This is a genomic window from Streptomyces sp. NPDC057950 (assembly GCF_042887295.1).
In the GTDB taxonomy this organism is placed as follows: domain Bacteria; phylum Actinomycetota; class Actinomycetes; order Streptomycetales; family Streptomycetaceae; genus Streptomyces; species Streptomyces kaempferi.
In genome coordinates this window covers 120,742-134,706 of the sequence record NZ_JBHVPP010000014.1, presented here as the reverse complement: position 1 = coordinate 134,706, position 13,965 = coordinate 120,742, and the positions used below count along the sequence as shown (strand labels likewise).

The window sequence follows — 13,965 nt, the reverse complement described above, 5'->3', positions numbered from 1 at the left end:
GCCGCGAGGGCCGCGAGGGCCGCGAGGGCCGCGAGGGCCGCGAGGGCCGCGAGGGCCGCGAGGGCCGCGAAGAGCTGCGAAGAGCTGCGAAGAGCTGCGAAGAGCTGCGAAGAGCTGCGAAGAGCTGCGAAGGGCGCAAGGAGCGCGAGGGCCGCGAAGGGCGCGAGGGTGACCGATTGGGTCATGAATCGGCGCTGTGATTGGGCCTGCCCAGGGGTCCACCGCGCTTCTAGGGTCGTCGTCATGACGAACCCCCTCGTCCCGCCCGCGGGCCCCCGGCGCGTCCTCGCCCTGGCGCAGTTGGCCAACTCCGTCGGTGACGGCGCCTATTACGTGACCTCGGCGCTCTACTTCACGCACGTCGTCGGCCTCGCCCCCGCGCGCGTGGGCCTCGGGCTGACCCTCGCCTGGGCGGTCGGCTCCCTGGTGGGAGTGCCGCTGGGGCGTCTCGCGGACCGGCGCGGCCCGCGCGGCACGGCGGTGCTGCTGGCGCTCGCGACCGGGCTCGCGGTGGCCTCGTTCCTCGTCGTACGCGGCTTCGTCCCCTTCGTCGCGGCGGCCTGCGCGTACGCCGCCGCGCAGTCGGGGCTGGCGGCGGCGCGGCAGGCACTGCTCGCCGGGCTGGTCCCCGCCGGGGAGCGGACCGGGCTGCTCGCGCACCTCCAGTCGACGCTGAACGCCGGTCTGGCCGTCGGCGCGGGCCTCGGCGGACTCGCCCTGCACGCCGGGACACGGGCCGCGTATCTGGGGGTGTTCGCGCTGGACGCGGTGAGCTTCCTGCTCTGTGCGGCGCTGCTGCTGCGGCTGCCGTCCCCGCCGGCGGCCGGTGTGACGCGACGGCACGGGACCGGTGTCCTGCGCGACCGCCCCTACGTCGTCGTCACCCTGCTGAACACCGTGCTGCTGCTGCGGATGCCGCTGCTCAGTCTGGGCGTCCCGTTGTGGATCACGGAGCGGACGTCGGCGCCCGCCTGGCTGGTCTCCGCGCTGTTCGTCCTCAACACCGCTGTGGTGATGGTCTTCCAGGTGCGGATGGCCCGTGGTGTCACGGGCCTCGCCTCGGCCACGCGCGCGATCCGCCGCTCGGGGCTCGTCATGCTCGCGTCCTGCGCGGTGTTCGCCCTGTCGTCCGGCACCCCGCCGTGGGTCGCGGCCGGGATCCTCGTGGCCGGCGCGGTGCTCCAGGTCGTCGCCGAGATGCAGCAGTCGGCGGGATCCTGGCAACTGGGGCTCGACCTCGCCCCGGCCGACCGCGTGGGCGAGTACCAGGGATTCTTCGGCACCGGCGTCACGGTGGCCCGCACCATGGGCCCGCTGGTCCTGACGGCCCTGCTGGTGGGCTGGGGGACGCCGGGATGGCTGCTGCTCGGGGTCCTGATGCTGGGCGCGTCGTACGGGACGGGGCCGGCGGCGCGCTGGGCCGCCGCGCGTACGGCGGACGGGAACACGGGACGCGGCCGTGCGCGGGGCGAAGATTCCCGGACGGCCGTCGTCGCGGAGAACCGCCCGGTCAGACGGCCATCAAAGGCGCGTCTTCCCGCCACTTGAGAACCTTGTCGAAGCTGACCACCGCCCCGCCCCGCCCCGGCTCGTTGTCGAACCGGACGTGGTCGGCGAGCTCCTGGATCAGGCACAGCCCCCGGCCGTGCTCGGCGTCGGCGCGGGCCGGGCGGAGCGGGGGGCGGGCGCGTCCGGAGGGGAATCCCGGGCCGGAGTCGGCGACCTCGATGCGGCACTTCTCGCCGTCGAGGTATGCGGTGACCCGGTAGGCCTCGGTGGCCGCGCCGTGCGCGGTGTCGCCGCCGTGCTCGACGGCGTTCGCGCAGGCCTCCGTGAGCGCCACGGAGAGGTCGTACGAGATGTCGGGGTCGACGCCCGCCGTCTCCATCGTGCCGAGCAGCAGCCGTCTGGCGAGCGGAACGCTCGCAGCCTCGCGCCGCAGATGGAGTGACCACCAGATGCTCATGCTCCAGCCTCCAGGCCGCGGCTCGACATACCGTTACGTATTACCGCGAGTACCCGTGTGCAATCGCCCGGACGACGTGATGCCGCCCATACGGCGGATGCGTGCGCGTCAGGGAGGGTGTATGTGCGGACGATTTCGCCCATATGGCCACATTCCATGCGGCACCTCGCGCCACGTCACGTTGCGGACCTGCCGTGGGGCGCGGGGGTGGCCAGTGCGATGATGGGGCCGCCATGACTGCCCCCCACTCACGCAGGGCGCGCTCCGGACAAGAGCTCCGGATTCTGCGGGCCGCGGTGTTCGCCGCGGTCTGCGTCGTGCTGGCCGCGGCCGGTCATGGAATCGCCTCCTGTACGACCGTCCCGCTGTGGACCCTGGGCGCGGGCTTCCTCGCCGTCTTCGCCGTCGCCGCCCCGCTCGCGGGACGCGAGCGGGCGCTGCCGGGCATCGCGGCGGTTCTCGCCGTGGGGCAGACCGCGCTGCACACACTCTTCGGACTCGGCGTGTCCGGTTCCATGGCAACGGGCTCCGGCTCCGGCTCCGGCTCCGGCTCCGGCTCCATGACGATGGCCGACGCGTCGCTCGTCCAGCGAGCCGCCCACATCGTGTGCGGCACGGCCGCGGCGGCGATCAGCCCCGCACAGGCCCAGAAAATCCTGGCCGACGCGCGGCTCGACACGGGCATGACGCAGTCCATGCCCATGTCGTCGATGTCGTCGATGCCCTCGATGTACGCGCATCACCCCGCGGACGCCGTGTCGTCCGCCGCGGGCTCCTCGATGGGGTTGCTGCCCTCGCTTCCCATGCTGCTCGGCCATGTCCTCGCGGCCGTCGCCGCCGGATGGGTGCTGCGCCACGGTGACCTGGCGCTGCTGCGGCTCATGCGGCTGTCCGCGCACGGGGTCGCGGAAGGCGCGCTCGTACGGTCGTTGCGCGCCGCGCTCGCGCTCGTACGCGCTCTGCGCGCGGGACTCCCCGGGACTTCGGGCGCGGCACCGCGCACTCCGCGCACCGCGCCGCGCGCCGCGCGCAAGCCGCGCGCCATCGCCCTTCAGCACTCCGTCGTCCGGCGCGGACCGCCACGCTCCAGCGCTCTCGTCCTCGCTGCCTGACACGACGCACCGCTTCACGATCACGAAGGGGCCGCGCCGTGCGGCACGCGCGCGTGCCCGACGACGCCTCGCACGGGGTGCCGCTCCGCGGCCGTCGGCACGCACACCCCCTTCCTCATCGGACTGAAAGTGGAGTGTCCTCTTCCATGAAGGCTTCCCGTATCGCCGCCGCCGGTGGCGTCGCCGCCTCGGCCGTTCTCGCCCTGTCCGTCCCCGCCTTCGCGCACGTCAGCGTCCAGCCGGAAGGCACGGCCGCCAAGGGCGCGTACGCCGTCGTCGACTTCAAGGTCCCCAACGAACGTGACGACTCGGCGACCACCAAGGTGGAGGTGAACCTCCCCACCGACCACCCGCTCGCGTCCGTCATGCCGCAGCCTCTCGACGGCTGGTCCGTGAAGGTCACCAAGAGCAAGCTGGCCAAGCCGCTCACCCTGCACGGCGAGCAGATCTCCGAGGCCGTCTCCAAGGTGACCTGGACCGCCACCGGCAAGGGCATCGAGCCGGGCTTCTTCCAGAAGTTCCCGCTCTCCATCGGCCAGCTGCCCGAGGACGCCGACGAGTTGGTCTTCAAGGCGATCCAGACGTACGACAACAAGGAGGTCGTGCGCTGGATCGAGCCGCAGAAGGAGGGCGCGGAGGAGCCCGAGAACCCGGCTCCGGTCCTCGCGCTCTCCGCCGCGTCCGCGGACGGCCACCACGGTTCCGCCGCCGAGGACGCCTCCGACACCTCCACCCCGGCCGCCAAGGACACCTCCGCCGCCGCCTCCTCCTCATCCGACACGGACACCACGGCCCGTGTCCTGGGCATCGTGGGCATCGTCGTCGGTGCGGCGGGCGTGGCGTACGGCGTTCTGGCCGGCCGCCGGCGCGTCGACGCCTGAGGCCCACAGCACCCCTCCGTCGTGCACCGGCAGGTCGTACGCCCCCGTCAACGGCGGCGTACGACCCCGGTGCACACCGGAGCCCTCACATCTGGGACATTTTTCTATGCGCAAGAAGACGTATGCCACCGCCGCCCTGTTCGCCGCCGCCGCACTGGCCCTTTCCGCCTGCGGCAGCGGTGACGACGGCGGCAAGCCGATCGCCGACGTGTCCGCCGAGGCCGGATCGGAACGGGCCGCGACGGTCCTCGACCAGCCGTTCGAGAAGCCTGATCTCGTCCTCACCGACACGCACGGCAAGAAGTACGACCTGCTCGCGGAGACCAAGGGTCGCCCGACGCTGGTCTACTTCGGCTACACCCACTGCCCCGACGTCTGCCCCACGACGATGAGCAACCTCGCCGTCGCCAAGAAGCAGCTGCCCGAGGCCGAGCGGGACAAGCTCCGCGTCGTGTTCGTCACCACCGACCCGGGACGCGACACCCCCGCCGCGCTCGGCAAGTGGCTCAAGGGAATCGACCCCGCCTTCATCGGCCTGACCGGCGACTTCGCCACCGTCCAGGCCGGCGCCCGGACCCTCGGCATCACCATCGAGCCGACCACGAAGGACAAGAACGGCAAGCTCGTCTCCGTGCACGGCACCCAGGTCATCGCGTTCTCGCCGAAGACCGACGCGGGCTATGTGCTGTACAGCGAGGCGGCCACCGTCGACGACTACACCAAGGACCTCCCCAAGCTGATCAAGGGGGAGAACCCGTGAGGCGCTCCATCGCAGCCGCGGCGGTCACGGCCGCGGCACTGGCGCTGACACTGGCGGGCTGCGGCTCGGACGACTCCGCGTCCTCCGCGTCCGCCAAGCCCGAACTGAAGGTCAGCGGGGTCTACATGCCCGCCCCCGTGACGGACACCATGGCGGCCGGGTTCTTCACCGTCACCAACTCCGGCGGCACCGACACGCTCACCTCGGTCACCAGCGACCTCTCCGACGACGTCACGCTGCACTCCACCAAGGGCGGCGCGATGGAGGAGGAGAAGTCGTTCGCCATACCCGCGGACGGCACACTCGCCTTCGCGAGCGGCGGCAACCACCTCATGTTCGAAAAGCTCACCCACAGACCCCGCGAGGGCGAGAAGGTGTCGCTGACGCTCCACTTCGCCAGGACCGGCACGGTGAAGGTCTCCATGCCGGTGAAGTCCGCGACATACAACCCGACGACCGGGCACTGAGGGAGGGATCACCGTGACGCAGACCACCGTTCCCCGCCGCGCCGCCGTCCGTGGCTCGGTCCGTGGCGCCACCACCGCCGCTTTCCGCATACGGACACTGCTGCTGCTGTTCCTCGCCGTCACCGGCGCGGTCCTCGCCGGCGCCGCCCCCGTCTCCGCGCACGCCGCGCTGACCGGGAGCAACCCGCAGCAGGGAGCGGTGGTCACACAGGCACCCGACCAGGTCTCGCTCACCTTCTCCGAGAAGGTGGCGATGTCCGACGGCGCCGTGCGCGTGCTCGACCCCAAGGGCAAGCGCGTCGACACCGGCAAGCCGTTCGAGACGGGCGGCACCACGTACGGCGTGAAGCTGCACGCGGGACTGCCCGACGGGACGTTCACCGTCACCTACCAGGTGGTCTCGGCCGACAGCCATCCCGTGTCGGGCGCGTTCACCTTCTCCATCGGCGCGCCCTCGCAGACCTCCGTGGCCCTGTCCGACACGGCGGTCGGCGGCGGAGTCGTCGGAACGCTCTACGGCATCGGACGTTATGTCTCGTACGCCGGTTTCATCCTTCTGGTCGGCGGCGCGGCCTTCGTGCTCGCCTGCTGGCAGCGGGGCGCCGGGGTCCGCGCGGTCCAGCGGCTCGTGGTCTCCGGATGGCTCGCGCTGACCGGTGCCACGCTCGCGCTGCTGCTCCTGCGCGGCTCCTACGTCGGCTCCGGCAGGATCGGCGACATCTTCGACCTGTCGCTGCTCGCCGAAGTGCTGCAGACGAAGTCGGGCGCGGCGCTGGTCTCCCGGCTGCTGCTGCTCGCCGCGGCGGCGCTGTTCATCGCGGTGCTCTTCGGCGCGTACGCGCGGCGGGACGAAGAGGTCGAAGGCATCGACGCGCGCAGCGACGAAGACGCGGCCCAGGACGCCACGGGTGACACGGTCTACGAGGCCGGGGTATCGGGCGCCGGCAGCGCGGACGACGGCGCAGGCACCGACACCGGCGCCTGCGATCGTGCCGATGGTGCGGGCCGTTCGGTGGGCGCGGGCGGCACCAGGGATCTCGCGGGGGCCGATAGGAAGGACCTCACCTTCGGGCTCGCGATCGGCGGCACCGTCGTCGCGGCGGGCCTGGCCGCGAGCTGGGCGATGGCCGAGCACGCCTCGACCGGCATCCAGGCGGGACTCGCGATGCCCGTCGACGTCCTGCACCTGCTGGCGGTCGCCGTCTGGCTGGGCGGGCTGTCGACGCTGCTCGTGGCCCTGTTCCGGGCGCCCGCCGGGGAACCGATCGAGGCGGCGGCCGTACGCCGCTTCTCCCGTGTCGCGTTCGGCGGGGTGACCGTGCTGGCCGCGACCGGCATCTACCAGTCGTGGCGCCAGGTCGGATCCTGGTCGGCGCTCACCGGCACCTCGTACGGACAGCTGCTGCTCGTCAAGGTCGCCCTGGTGGCGGTACTCGTCGGCATCGCCTGGATCTCGCGCCGCTGGACGGCCCAGCTGTCCGAGGCACCGGCCGTGGTGGCCCGGCTGGTGGAGCAGCGCACCGCGGAGAAGGAGCCCGCCACGGTGGCCGCCGGCTCCGGGGACGCGCGCCGTGCCGCACAACTGGCCCGGCAGCGGGCCGCCGTGGCCACCACACGGGAGAAGCGCGTCCGCGACGCCGACCCGGTCCGTACGGGTCTGCGCCGCTCGGTGCTCGCCGAGGCGGGCGTCGCGATCGTGCTGCTGGCGGTGACGACCGTGCTGACGTCCACCGAGCCGGGCCGTACGGAGGAGGAGGCCAGGGGAGCCACCGCGGCCGCCTCCCAGCGGTCCGGGTCGCTTTCCCTGAAGCTCCCGTTCGACACCGGCGGCGAGGACGGCAAGGGCACCGTGGAGGTCACCCTCGACCCGGCCCGCGTCGGCGGCAACGAGATGCACGTCTTCGTGGTCCGGCCGAACGGCAAGGCCTTCGACGTCCCCGAGGTCAAGGTCGCCTTCACCCTGGAGGCGCAGAAGATCGGCCCGCTGCCCGTGACCCCCGATCGCATCGCCACCGGCCACTGGTCGGCGATCGGTGTGCAGATCCCCATGGCGGGCGACTGGAAGATCGCGGTGACCGTGCGCACCTCGGACATCGACCAGGCGACCGTGAACAAGAACGCGAAGATCGGCTGAACCACACCATGGCTGACCAGTCCAAAGCCTCTGCCGCGGAGGGCACTCCCGCTCGGCGGGACACCGCCGGGGAATCCCCTCAGCCCCCTCTCCAAGGAGGAAAGGGGGCCTTCTCCCGGCGCCGGCTGCTCGGCACCGCCGGTGCCGGCGGTCTCGCGCTGGGCGCGGCGGGCGGTGCCGCCGGGTACGCGGTGGCGCCCGCGGCCGACCGGTCCGCGCCCCTGAGCTCGCTGGGCGCGGGCACGGTGATGTTTCACGGGAAACATCAGCCCGGCATCACCACGCCGCTACAGGCCCGCGGCCATCTCGTCGCCTTCGACCTGGTTCCCGGCGCGGGCCGCAAGGAGGCCGCCGCGCTGTTGCGACGCTGGTCGACGACGGCCCGGCTGCTGATGGCGGGCGAGGCGGCGGCGCACGACGACACGGATGTCGCCCGTGACGCCGGGCCGTCGTCCCTGACGGTCACCTTCGGCTTCGGCCACAGCTTCTTCGCGCGCACGGGTCTGGAGAAGCAGCGTCCGGTCGCCCTCGACCCGCTGCCCGACTTCTCCTCCGACCACCTGGACAGGTCACGCAGCAACGGCGACCTGTGGGTGCAGATCGGTTCGGACGACGCCCTGGTCGCCTTCCACGCCCTGCGCGCGGTCCAGAAGGACGCGGGCGGCGCGGCCCGGGTGCGCTGGCAGATGAACGGCTTCAACCGCTCACCCGGAGCCACTTCCCGACCCATGACGGCCCGCAATCTGATGGGCCAGATCGACGGCACGCGCAATCCGAAACCGTCCGAGCCCGACTTCGGCCGGCGCGTCTTCGTGCCCGCCTCCGGCGATCCGGCCTGGATGGCCGACGGCTCGTACGCCGTCGTACGCCGGATCCGCATGCTCCTCGACGACTGGGAGAAGCTCTCCGTCGCGGCCCAGGAGAACGTCATCGGACGGAAGAAGGCGACCGGCGCGCCGCTGTCCGGGGGCACCGAGACCACCGCGATGGACCTCGACAAGACCGACGCCGCCGGTGACCTGGTCGTCCCGATCAACGCGCACGCCCGCATCACCCGGCCCGACCAGAACGGTGGCGCCGCGCTGCTGCGCCGCCCGTTCTCCTTCCACGACGGTGTCGACCCGGAGGGTGTGCCCGACGCGGGCCTGCTGTTCGTCTGCTGGCAGGCCGATCCGCTGCGCGGCTTCGTCCCGGTGCAGCGCAAGCTCGACCGGGGCGACGCCCTGTCCGCGTTCATCCGCCACGAGGCGAGCGGACTGTTCGCGGTGCCGGGCGGGGCGGCACCCGGGCAGTACGTGGGGCAGCGGCTGCTGGAGGGCTGAGGGGCCTCCTTCGGGTGCTGTTTCCGCAGCCGCGAGCCGGTTCGCACAAGGCCCATTAGGGTGAGGTCATGCCAGCCAGCTATGCGTATCTCGGTCCTGAAGGCACCTTCACCGAAGTCGCCCTGCGCACTCTCCCGGAGACCGCCACCCGCGAGCTCGTCCCGATGGTGTCGGTCCCCGCCGCGCTGGACGCGGTGCGCAACGGCGAGGCGGAGGCCGCCTTCGTCCCGATCGAGAACTCGGTGGAGGGCGGCATCACCACGACCCTCGACGAGCTGGTCGCGGGCAGGCCGCTGATGATCTACCGCGAGGTGCTGCTGTCGATCACCTTCGCCCTGCTGGTCAGGCCCGGCACCAAGCTGTCGGAGATCAAGACGGTGACCGCGCACCCCGCCGCGCAGCCGCAGGTGCGCAACTGGCTGAGGAACAACCTGCCGGACGTCCTCTGGGAGTCCGCGGCCTCGAACGCGGACGGCGCGCGTCTCGTGCAGGAGGGCCGTTACGACGCCGCCTTCGCGGGTGAGTTCGCGGCGGCCAAATACGGCCTCGAAGCGCTGGAGACCGAGATCCACGACGCGGAGAACGCGCAGACGCGCTTCGTGCTGGTGGGCCGGCCGGCCCGGCCCGCGGCGCCGACCGGAGCGGACAAGACGTCGGTGGTCATCTGGCAGCACGACGACCATCCGGGTGCGCTCCTCGAACTGCTCCAGGAGTTCGCGGTGCGCGGGGTCAACCTGATGCTGCTGCAGTCCCGGCCGACCGGGGAGGGCATCGGCAATTACTGCTTCGCCATCGACGCCGAGGGGCACATCTCGGACCGCCGGGTGGGCGAGGCGCTCATGGGGCTCAAGCGGGTCTGCCCGGAGGTCCGTTTCCTCGGTTCGTACCCGCGTGCGGAAGTCGACCCCAAGGATGTGCGCGCGCCCCGGGCGGGCACGTCGGACGGTGAGTTCTCCGCCGCGTCGGACTGGCTGGCGCGTTGCCAGGACGGCCGGTTCTGAGCCGCTCGCCAGGCCGCCGGCACGGTCCTTCCTGGCCGGTCCTACCTGCAGATTTTCGTCATCCACAGATGTTATCCACAGGTGCGCTTCTCGACCTGGGGACAAGTCGACAACGAAGCACTACATCGTCGACAAATCGGCCTACAGGCCCTCACTTCGTCCACAGACCCCCACGTCACCCCTCGTCCACTCTTTTCCCTTGATCAATCCTTTGGGGCGAAGCATTTCCACTCGAACGTGGGTGCAGAGGTGGTTTGACCCGGGAATTCCCTGCCCGGCATGCGGCTTTCGGAACGATCACCTCCGCAGTCCACAGATCTTCCACACAGCCTGTGGATAACTTTGCGAAGGAGGGTTGCCTGTGGACAACCCTTTCTCAAATCCCAGCCCCCGCAAGGGAGTCCGGTCAACCGGCGCGCCGCCGTCTGCCCCGTTTCAGGGAGTGGAGTCCCTTTTATTGACGGCAATGGATGATCAAGGGATTCGGTCCGTCATTTCACTCATAACGTGACACACGTAACGGACTGGAATATCGGGTCGATGGCCGGAAGCGCGCACCGGTAGCCTTGTGGGGTGATTGACCTTCGCCTGCTCCGTGAGGACCCCGACCGTGTGCGTGCGTCGCAGCGCGCCCGTGGAGAGGACGTCGCGCTCGTCGACTCCCTCCTCTCCGCCGACGAGCGGCGCAGGTCGTCCGGCGTCCGCTTCGACGAACTCCGTTCCGAGCAGAAGGCGCTCGGCAAGCTGATCCCCAAGGCCTCCGGCGACGAGAAGGCCGAGCTGCTGAAGAAGGCCGGTGAACTCGCCGCCGCGGTCAAGGCCGCCGACGCCGAGCAGCACGAGACGGACGAGGAGACCAAGCGGCTCCTCCTCCAGCTCGGCAACCTGGTCCACCCGGACGTCCCGGTCGGCGGCGAGGAGGACTTCGTCGTCCTCGAGACGCACGGCACGATCCGCGACTTCGGCGCCGAGGGCTTCGAGCCCAAGGACCACCTGGAGCTCGGCGAGGCGCTCGGCGCCATCGACGTGGAGCGGGGCGCCAAGGTGTCCGGCTCCCGCTTCTACTACCTGACGGGCGTCGGCGCCCTCCTGGAGCTCGCTCTCGTCAACGCGGCGATCGCGCAGGCCACCGAGGCCGGCTTCGTCCCGATGCTGACCCCGGCGCTGGTCCGTCCGCGCGCCATGGAGGGCACCGGCTTCCTCGGCCAGGCCGCGGAGAACGTGTACCACCTGGAGAAGGACGACTACTACCTGGTCGGCACCTCCGAGGTCCCGCTCGCGGCGTACCACATGGACGAGATCCTCGACGCGGACCAACTGCCCATGCGCTACGCGGGCTTCTCGCCGTGCTTCCGCCGCGAGGCCGGCACCTACGGCAAGGACACCCGCGGCATCTTCCGCGTGCACCAGTTCGACAAGGTCGAGATGTTCTCCTACGTGGCCCCCGAGGACGCGGAGAACGAGCACCAGCGGCTCCTGGAGTGGGAGAAGCAGTGGCTGACCAGCCTCGAACTGCCCTTCCAGGTGATCGACGTGGCCTCGGGCGACCTCGGCTCCTCCGCCTCCCGCAAGTTCGACTGCGAGGCGTGGATCCCGACCCAGGGCAAGTACCGCGAGCTGACCTCGGCCTCGAACTGCGACGGCTTCCAGGCCCGCCGGCTGTCCGTCCGTATGCGCGACGGCAAGAAGGTGCAGCCGCTCGCCACGCTGAACGGCACCCTGTGCGCCGTACCGCGCACGATCGTGGCGATCCTGGAGAACCACCAGCTGTCCGACGGCTCCGTGCGGGTACCCGAGGTGCTGCGCCCCTACCTGGGCGGCCGTGAGGTCCTGGAGCCGATCTCCAAGTGACCGGCACCACCGGATCGACCGGGTCCGCCGGGCCGTTCCCCTACCAGCTCGTCGCGACCGACCTCGACGGGACGCTGCTGCGCTCCGACGGGACGGTCTCGGCGCGGACGCGTGAGGCGCTCGCCGCGGCCACCGCGGCGGGCGCGGCCCACATCGTCGTCACCGGGCGCGCCGTGCCCTGGACCCGGCACATCCTCGACGACCTCGGCTACGAGGGGCTCGCGGTGTGCGGTCAGGGGGCACAGGTCTACCACGCGGGGGAGCACCGGCTGCTGACCTCGGTGACGCTGGACCGGCAGCTGGCCGGTCTGGCGCTCGCCAAGATCGAGGCGGAGGTCGGCCCCCTGCTGCTCGCGGCGAGTCGTGACGGGCTCGACGGCGAGGTGCTGGTCGGCCCCGGCTACCGGACGCAGGACGGCCCGCTCCCGGTGGTACCGATCAAGGACGTGGCGGACCTCTGGTCGGCGCCGCTGAACAAGGTGTACGTCCAGCACCCGACGCTCTCCGACGACGCGCTCGCCGCGGTGGCCGCGCAGGTCGCCGGTGGTCTGGTCGGCGTCACGATGGCGGGCGCGGGCATCGTGGAGCTCCTCCCCCTCGGCCTCTCCAAGGCCACGGGGCTGTCCCTGGCCGCCCGGCGCCTGGGCGCGCGGGCCGCGGACACCATCGCCTTCGGCGACATGCCCAACGACATCCCGATGTTCGCCTGGGCAGCGCGCGGGGTGGCGATGGCGGGCGCCCACGAGGAACTCAAGGCGGTCGCCGACGAGGTGACGTCCTCGAACGACGAGGACGGCATCGCGGTGGTGCTCGAACGGTTGCTGGGCTAGGGCGTGTTGGCCGGGATCGTCGGGCCCTGATCGTCGGGCCCGGCCAACAGGGCCCGCGGTGCACAAGCCCGGTCACGGTGTCTCGCGGAGGATGCGCGGATCGAACGCGCGCGGGGTTTCCAGCCCCGACCACGGCTTAGCAAGCCGGTGCCTTTCCACTCGGCCAATCCTCCGGGTGGGCGGCCCGCGCGAGATGCGCGCTCGAAGCGGCCGCCCCGGGCAGCCCCCCGTGCGGAGCGGGTTCGACGGAGAGGTGACTACTCCGGAACCCGCCGCGGGCTGCCCTGTCGGGAGCTCGACGAACTGCTCCTGATGAACATCGTCGCGCTCCTCTCCCAGAATGCGGCGCCGGCCGGGTGCGGCGGCGTGGACACAACCACTGTGCCCGTACGCCGCTTTGGGCGCCACTGATTAAGACCGTGCGGCGGCCGAGGGTGGCGGGGGCCGAAGGCCGCGGGCGGCGGGGGCCGAAGGCCGCGGGCGGCGGGGGCCGAAGGCCGCGGCCGGCGGGGGCCGAAGGCCGCGGCCGGAAGCCGTGACCGGAAGCCGTGGCTACTTGCGGCGCCACCTGCGACGGCGGGCCTTGCTGAAGAACCACCCCGCGGGCGGCTCGTCGGAGCGCCAGGGCTGCGGATCCGGTCCCCCCTCGCGCCAGCGGGCGGCGAGCATACGGGAGCGGGCGGAGGGCTCGGCCGTCTCCGCGGACCGTATGAAGTCCTCGTCGAGTACGACGTCGTCCCAGAGGTCCCCGGCCCCCCGCTGTCCCTCACTCCGCTGTCCTTCGCCCCGCTCTCCCTCACCCTGCGGTTCCGTCATCCCCGTTCCTCCTGGCCGCGCGTCCCCTGCTGCCCAGTGTGCCCGGACAGATGTGAAGCGGATGTCAAGAAAACGGGGCTCCACGCACGCGTGGAGCCCCGGCTCACTCCTCGCCGGCCAGCGTCAGCGACCGCAGCCGCTGTCCGGCGTACCAGGTGGCGAGGACGGTGACGGCGGCCAGCAGCACCGTCGCCGTGGTCAGTCCGACGTCCGAGGTGACGAGGTCCCCGCCGGTGACCTTGTGGGCCACCGCGAGCGCCCACTGCTGGACGCTGAGCGTGCGCGCGCCGGACACCAGCGACCCGAAGAGGGCCTCCCAGACCAGCGCGTAGACGAGGCCGAAGACGACCGCGTGCCGGGTCACCGTTCCCAGCAGCAGGAACAGCGCCGCGTACGCGATCGAGGCGACCAGCGCGGCCACGGTGTAGGCGACGGCGATCTGCTGGCCGTTGCCGTTCAGGATCATGCCGGCGATGAAGGTCGGCACCGCCGAGAACGCCATCGTGACGGCGACCGCGACGATCAGCTTGGTGAAGATGATCGTCGACCGCTTGAGGGGCTTGGCCAGCAGATACACCACCGAGCCGTCGTCGATCTCGGGCCCGATCGCGCCCGTTCCCGCGATGACCCCGATGATCGGGACCATGGTGGCGAGCCCGAACCCGCCCAGCAGGTCCGATGCCACCTGGTCGTCGGCTCCGGAGAAGCCGCGTACGGCCACCGAGATCACGATGAGCAGGGCGGGCAGCACGCAGAGGATGAGGGCCCGACGGCGGCCGAGCAGGCCCCGGTAGGTGAGTCGGGCGACTGTGGGGTCGTACATGG

General features: G+C 71.6%; 13 protein-coding genes and 1 tRNA gene. 10 read left to right on the top strand and 4 right to left on the bottom strand.

Translation table 11 applies throughout. The annotated features are described in order from the left end of the window. Positions 1–243: 243 nt before the first annotated feature. Positions 244–1,548: an MFS transporter gene (locus ACFVTC_RS23445; RefSeq protein WP_390129982.1), complete on the top strand. Its 1,305-nt coding sequence runs from the start codon at positions 244–246 to the stop codon at positions 1,546–1,548. On the opposite strand, the gene ACFVTC_RS23440 is transcribed toward ACFVTC_RS23445, so the two are convergent. Then, on the bottom strand, positions 1,511–1,966 hold the full coding sequence (locus ACFVTC_RS23440) for an ATP-binding protein (RefSeq protein ID WP_356273479.1): 456 nt from the start codon (positions 1,964–1,966) through the stop codon (positions 1,511–1,513). The genes ACFVTC_RS23445 and ACFVTC_RS23440 overlap by 38 nt on opposite strands. Positions 1,967–2,199: 233 nt before the next feature. Between ACFVTC_RS23440 and ACFVTC_RS23435 the strand changes: the two genes are divergently transcribed. The 9 genes from ACFVTC_RS23435 (at position 2,200) to ACFVTC_RS23395 (ending at position 12,324) form a co-directional block, all read left to right on the top strand. Beyond that, entirely contained in the window at positions 2,200–3,078 is an 879-nt protein-coding gene (locus ACFVTC_RS23435) for a hypothetical protein (protein ID WP_390129980.1), read from the top strand. Between the two features lie 146 nt (positions 3,079–3,224). Further along, entirely contained in the window at positions 3,225–3,959 is a 735-nt protein-coding gene (locus ACFVTC_RS23430) for a YcnI family protein (protein WP_390129978.1), read from the top strand. A 106-nt stretch (positions 3,960–4,065) separates the two neighbouring features. Further along, on the top strand, positions 4,066–4,719 hold the full coding sequence (locus ACFVTC_RS23425) for an SCO family protein (protein ID WP_390129976.1): 654 nt from the start codon (positions 4,066–4,068) through the stop codon (positions 4,717–4,719). Continuing rightward, positions 4,716–5,186, top strand: a complete 471-nt coding sequence (locus tag ACFVTC_RS23420) for a copper chaperone PCu(A)C (protein WP_390129974.1) — start codon at positions 4,716–4,718, stop codon at positions 5,184–5,186. Before ACFVTC_RS23425 ends, ACFVTC_RS23420 begins: the two co-directional genes overlap by 4 nt. A 13-nt stretch (positions 5,187–5,199) precedes the next feature. Then, positions 5,200–7,320 (top strand): copper resistance CopC/CopD family protein, encoded by a 2,121-nt coding sequence (locus ACFVTC_RS23415; protein WP_390129972.1) that lies wholly within the window; start codon positions 5,200–5,202, stop codon positions 7,318–7,320. Positions 7,321–7,328: 8 nt separating this feature from the next. Further along, positions 7,329–8,642: an iron uptake transporter deferrochelatase/peroxidase subunit gene (gene efeB / locus ACFVTC_RS23410; RefSeq protein WP_390129970.1), complete on the top strand. Its 1,314-nt coding sequence runs from the start codon at positions 7,329–7,331 to the stop codon at positions 8,640–8,642. A gap of 68 nt (positions 8,643–8,710) precedes the next feature. Then, complete coding sequence (gene pheA / locus ACFVTC_RS23405) at positions 8,711–9,643, top strand: prephenate dehydratase (protein WP_390129968.1); 933 nt, start codon at positions 8,711–8,713, stop codon at positions 9,641–9,643. A gap of 573 nt (positions 9,644–10,216) precedes the next feature. Beyond that, positions 10,217–11,494: a serine--tRNA ligase gene (gene serS, locus ACFVTC_RS23400; RefSeq protein WP_390129966.1), complete on the top strand. Its 1,278-nt coding sequence runs from the start codon at positions 10,217–10,219 to the stop codon at positions 11,492–11,494. Continuing rightward, on the top strand, positions 11,491–12,324 hold the full coding sequence (locus ACFVTC_RS23395) for an HAD family hydrolase (protein WP_390129964.1): 834 nt from the start codon (positions 11,491–11,493) through the stop codon (positions 12,322–12,324). Before serS ends, ACFVTC_RS23395 begins: the two co-directional genes overlap by 4 nt. Positions 12,325–12,409: 85 nt before the next feature. On the opposite strand, the gene ACFVTC_RS23390 is transcribed toward ACFVTC_RS23395, so the two are convergent. The 3 genes from ACFVTC_RS23390 to ACFVTC_RS23380 form a co-directional block, all read right to left on the bottom strand. Continuing rightward, positions 12,410–12,497, bottom strand: a tRNA-Ser gene (locus ACFVTC_RS23390). 379 nt (positions 12,498–12,876) lie between these two features. Next, positions 12,877–13,140 carry a hypothetical protein gene (locus tag ACFVTC_RS23385; RefSeq protein WP_390129962.1) on the bottom strand — a complete coding sequence of 88 codons (264 nt, stop codon included), beginning with the start codon at positions 13,138–13,140 and terminating at the stop codon, positions 12,877–12,879. A gap of 103 nt (positions 13,141–13,243) precedes the next feature. Then, positions 13,244–13,963, bottom strand: coding sequence for an ABC transporter permease (locus ACFVTC_RS23380; RefSeq protein ID WP_390129960.1), 720 nt, complete (start codon positions 13,961–13,963; stop codon positions 13,244–13,246). Positions 13,964–13,965: the final 2 nt, after the last annotated feature.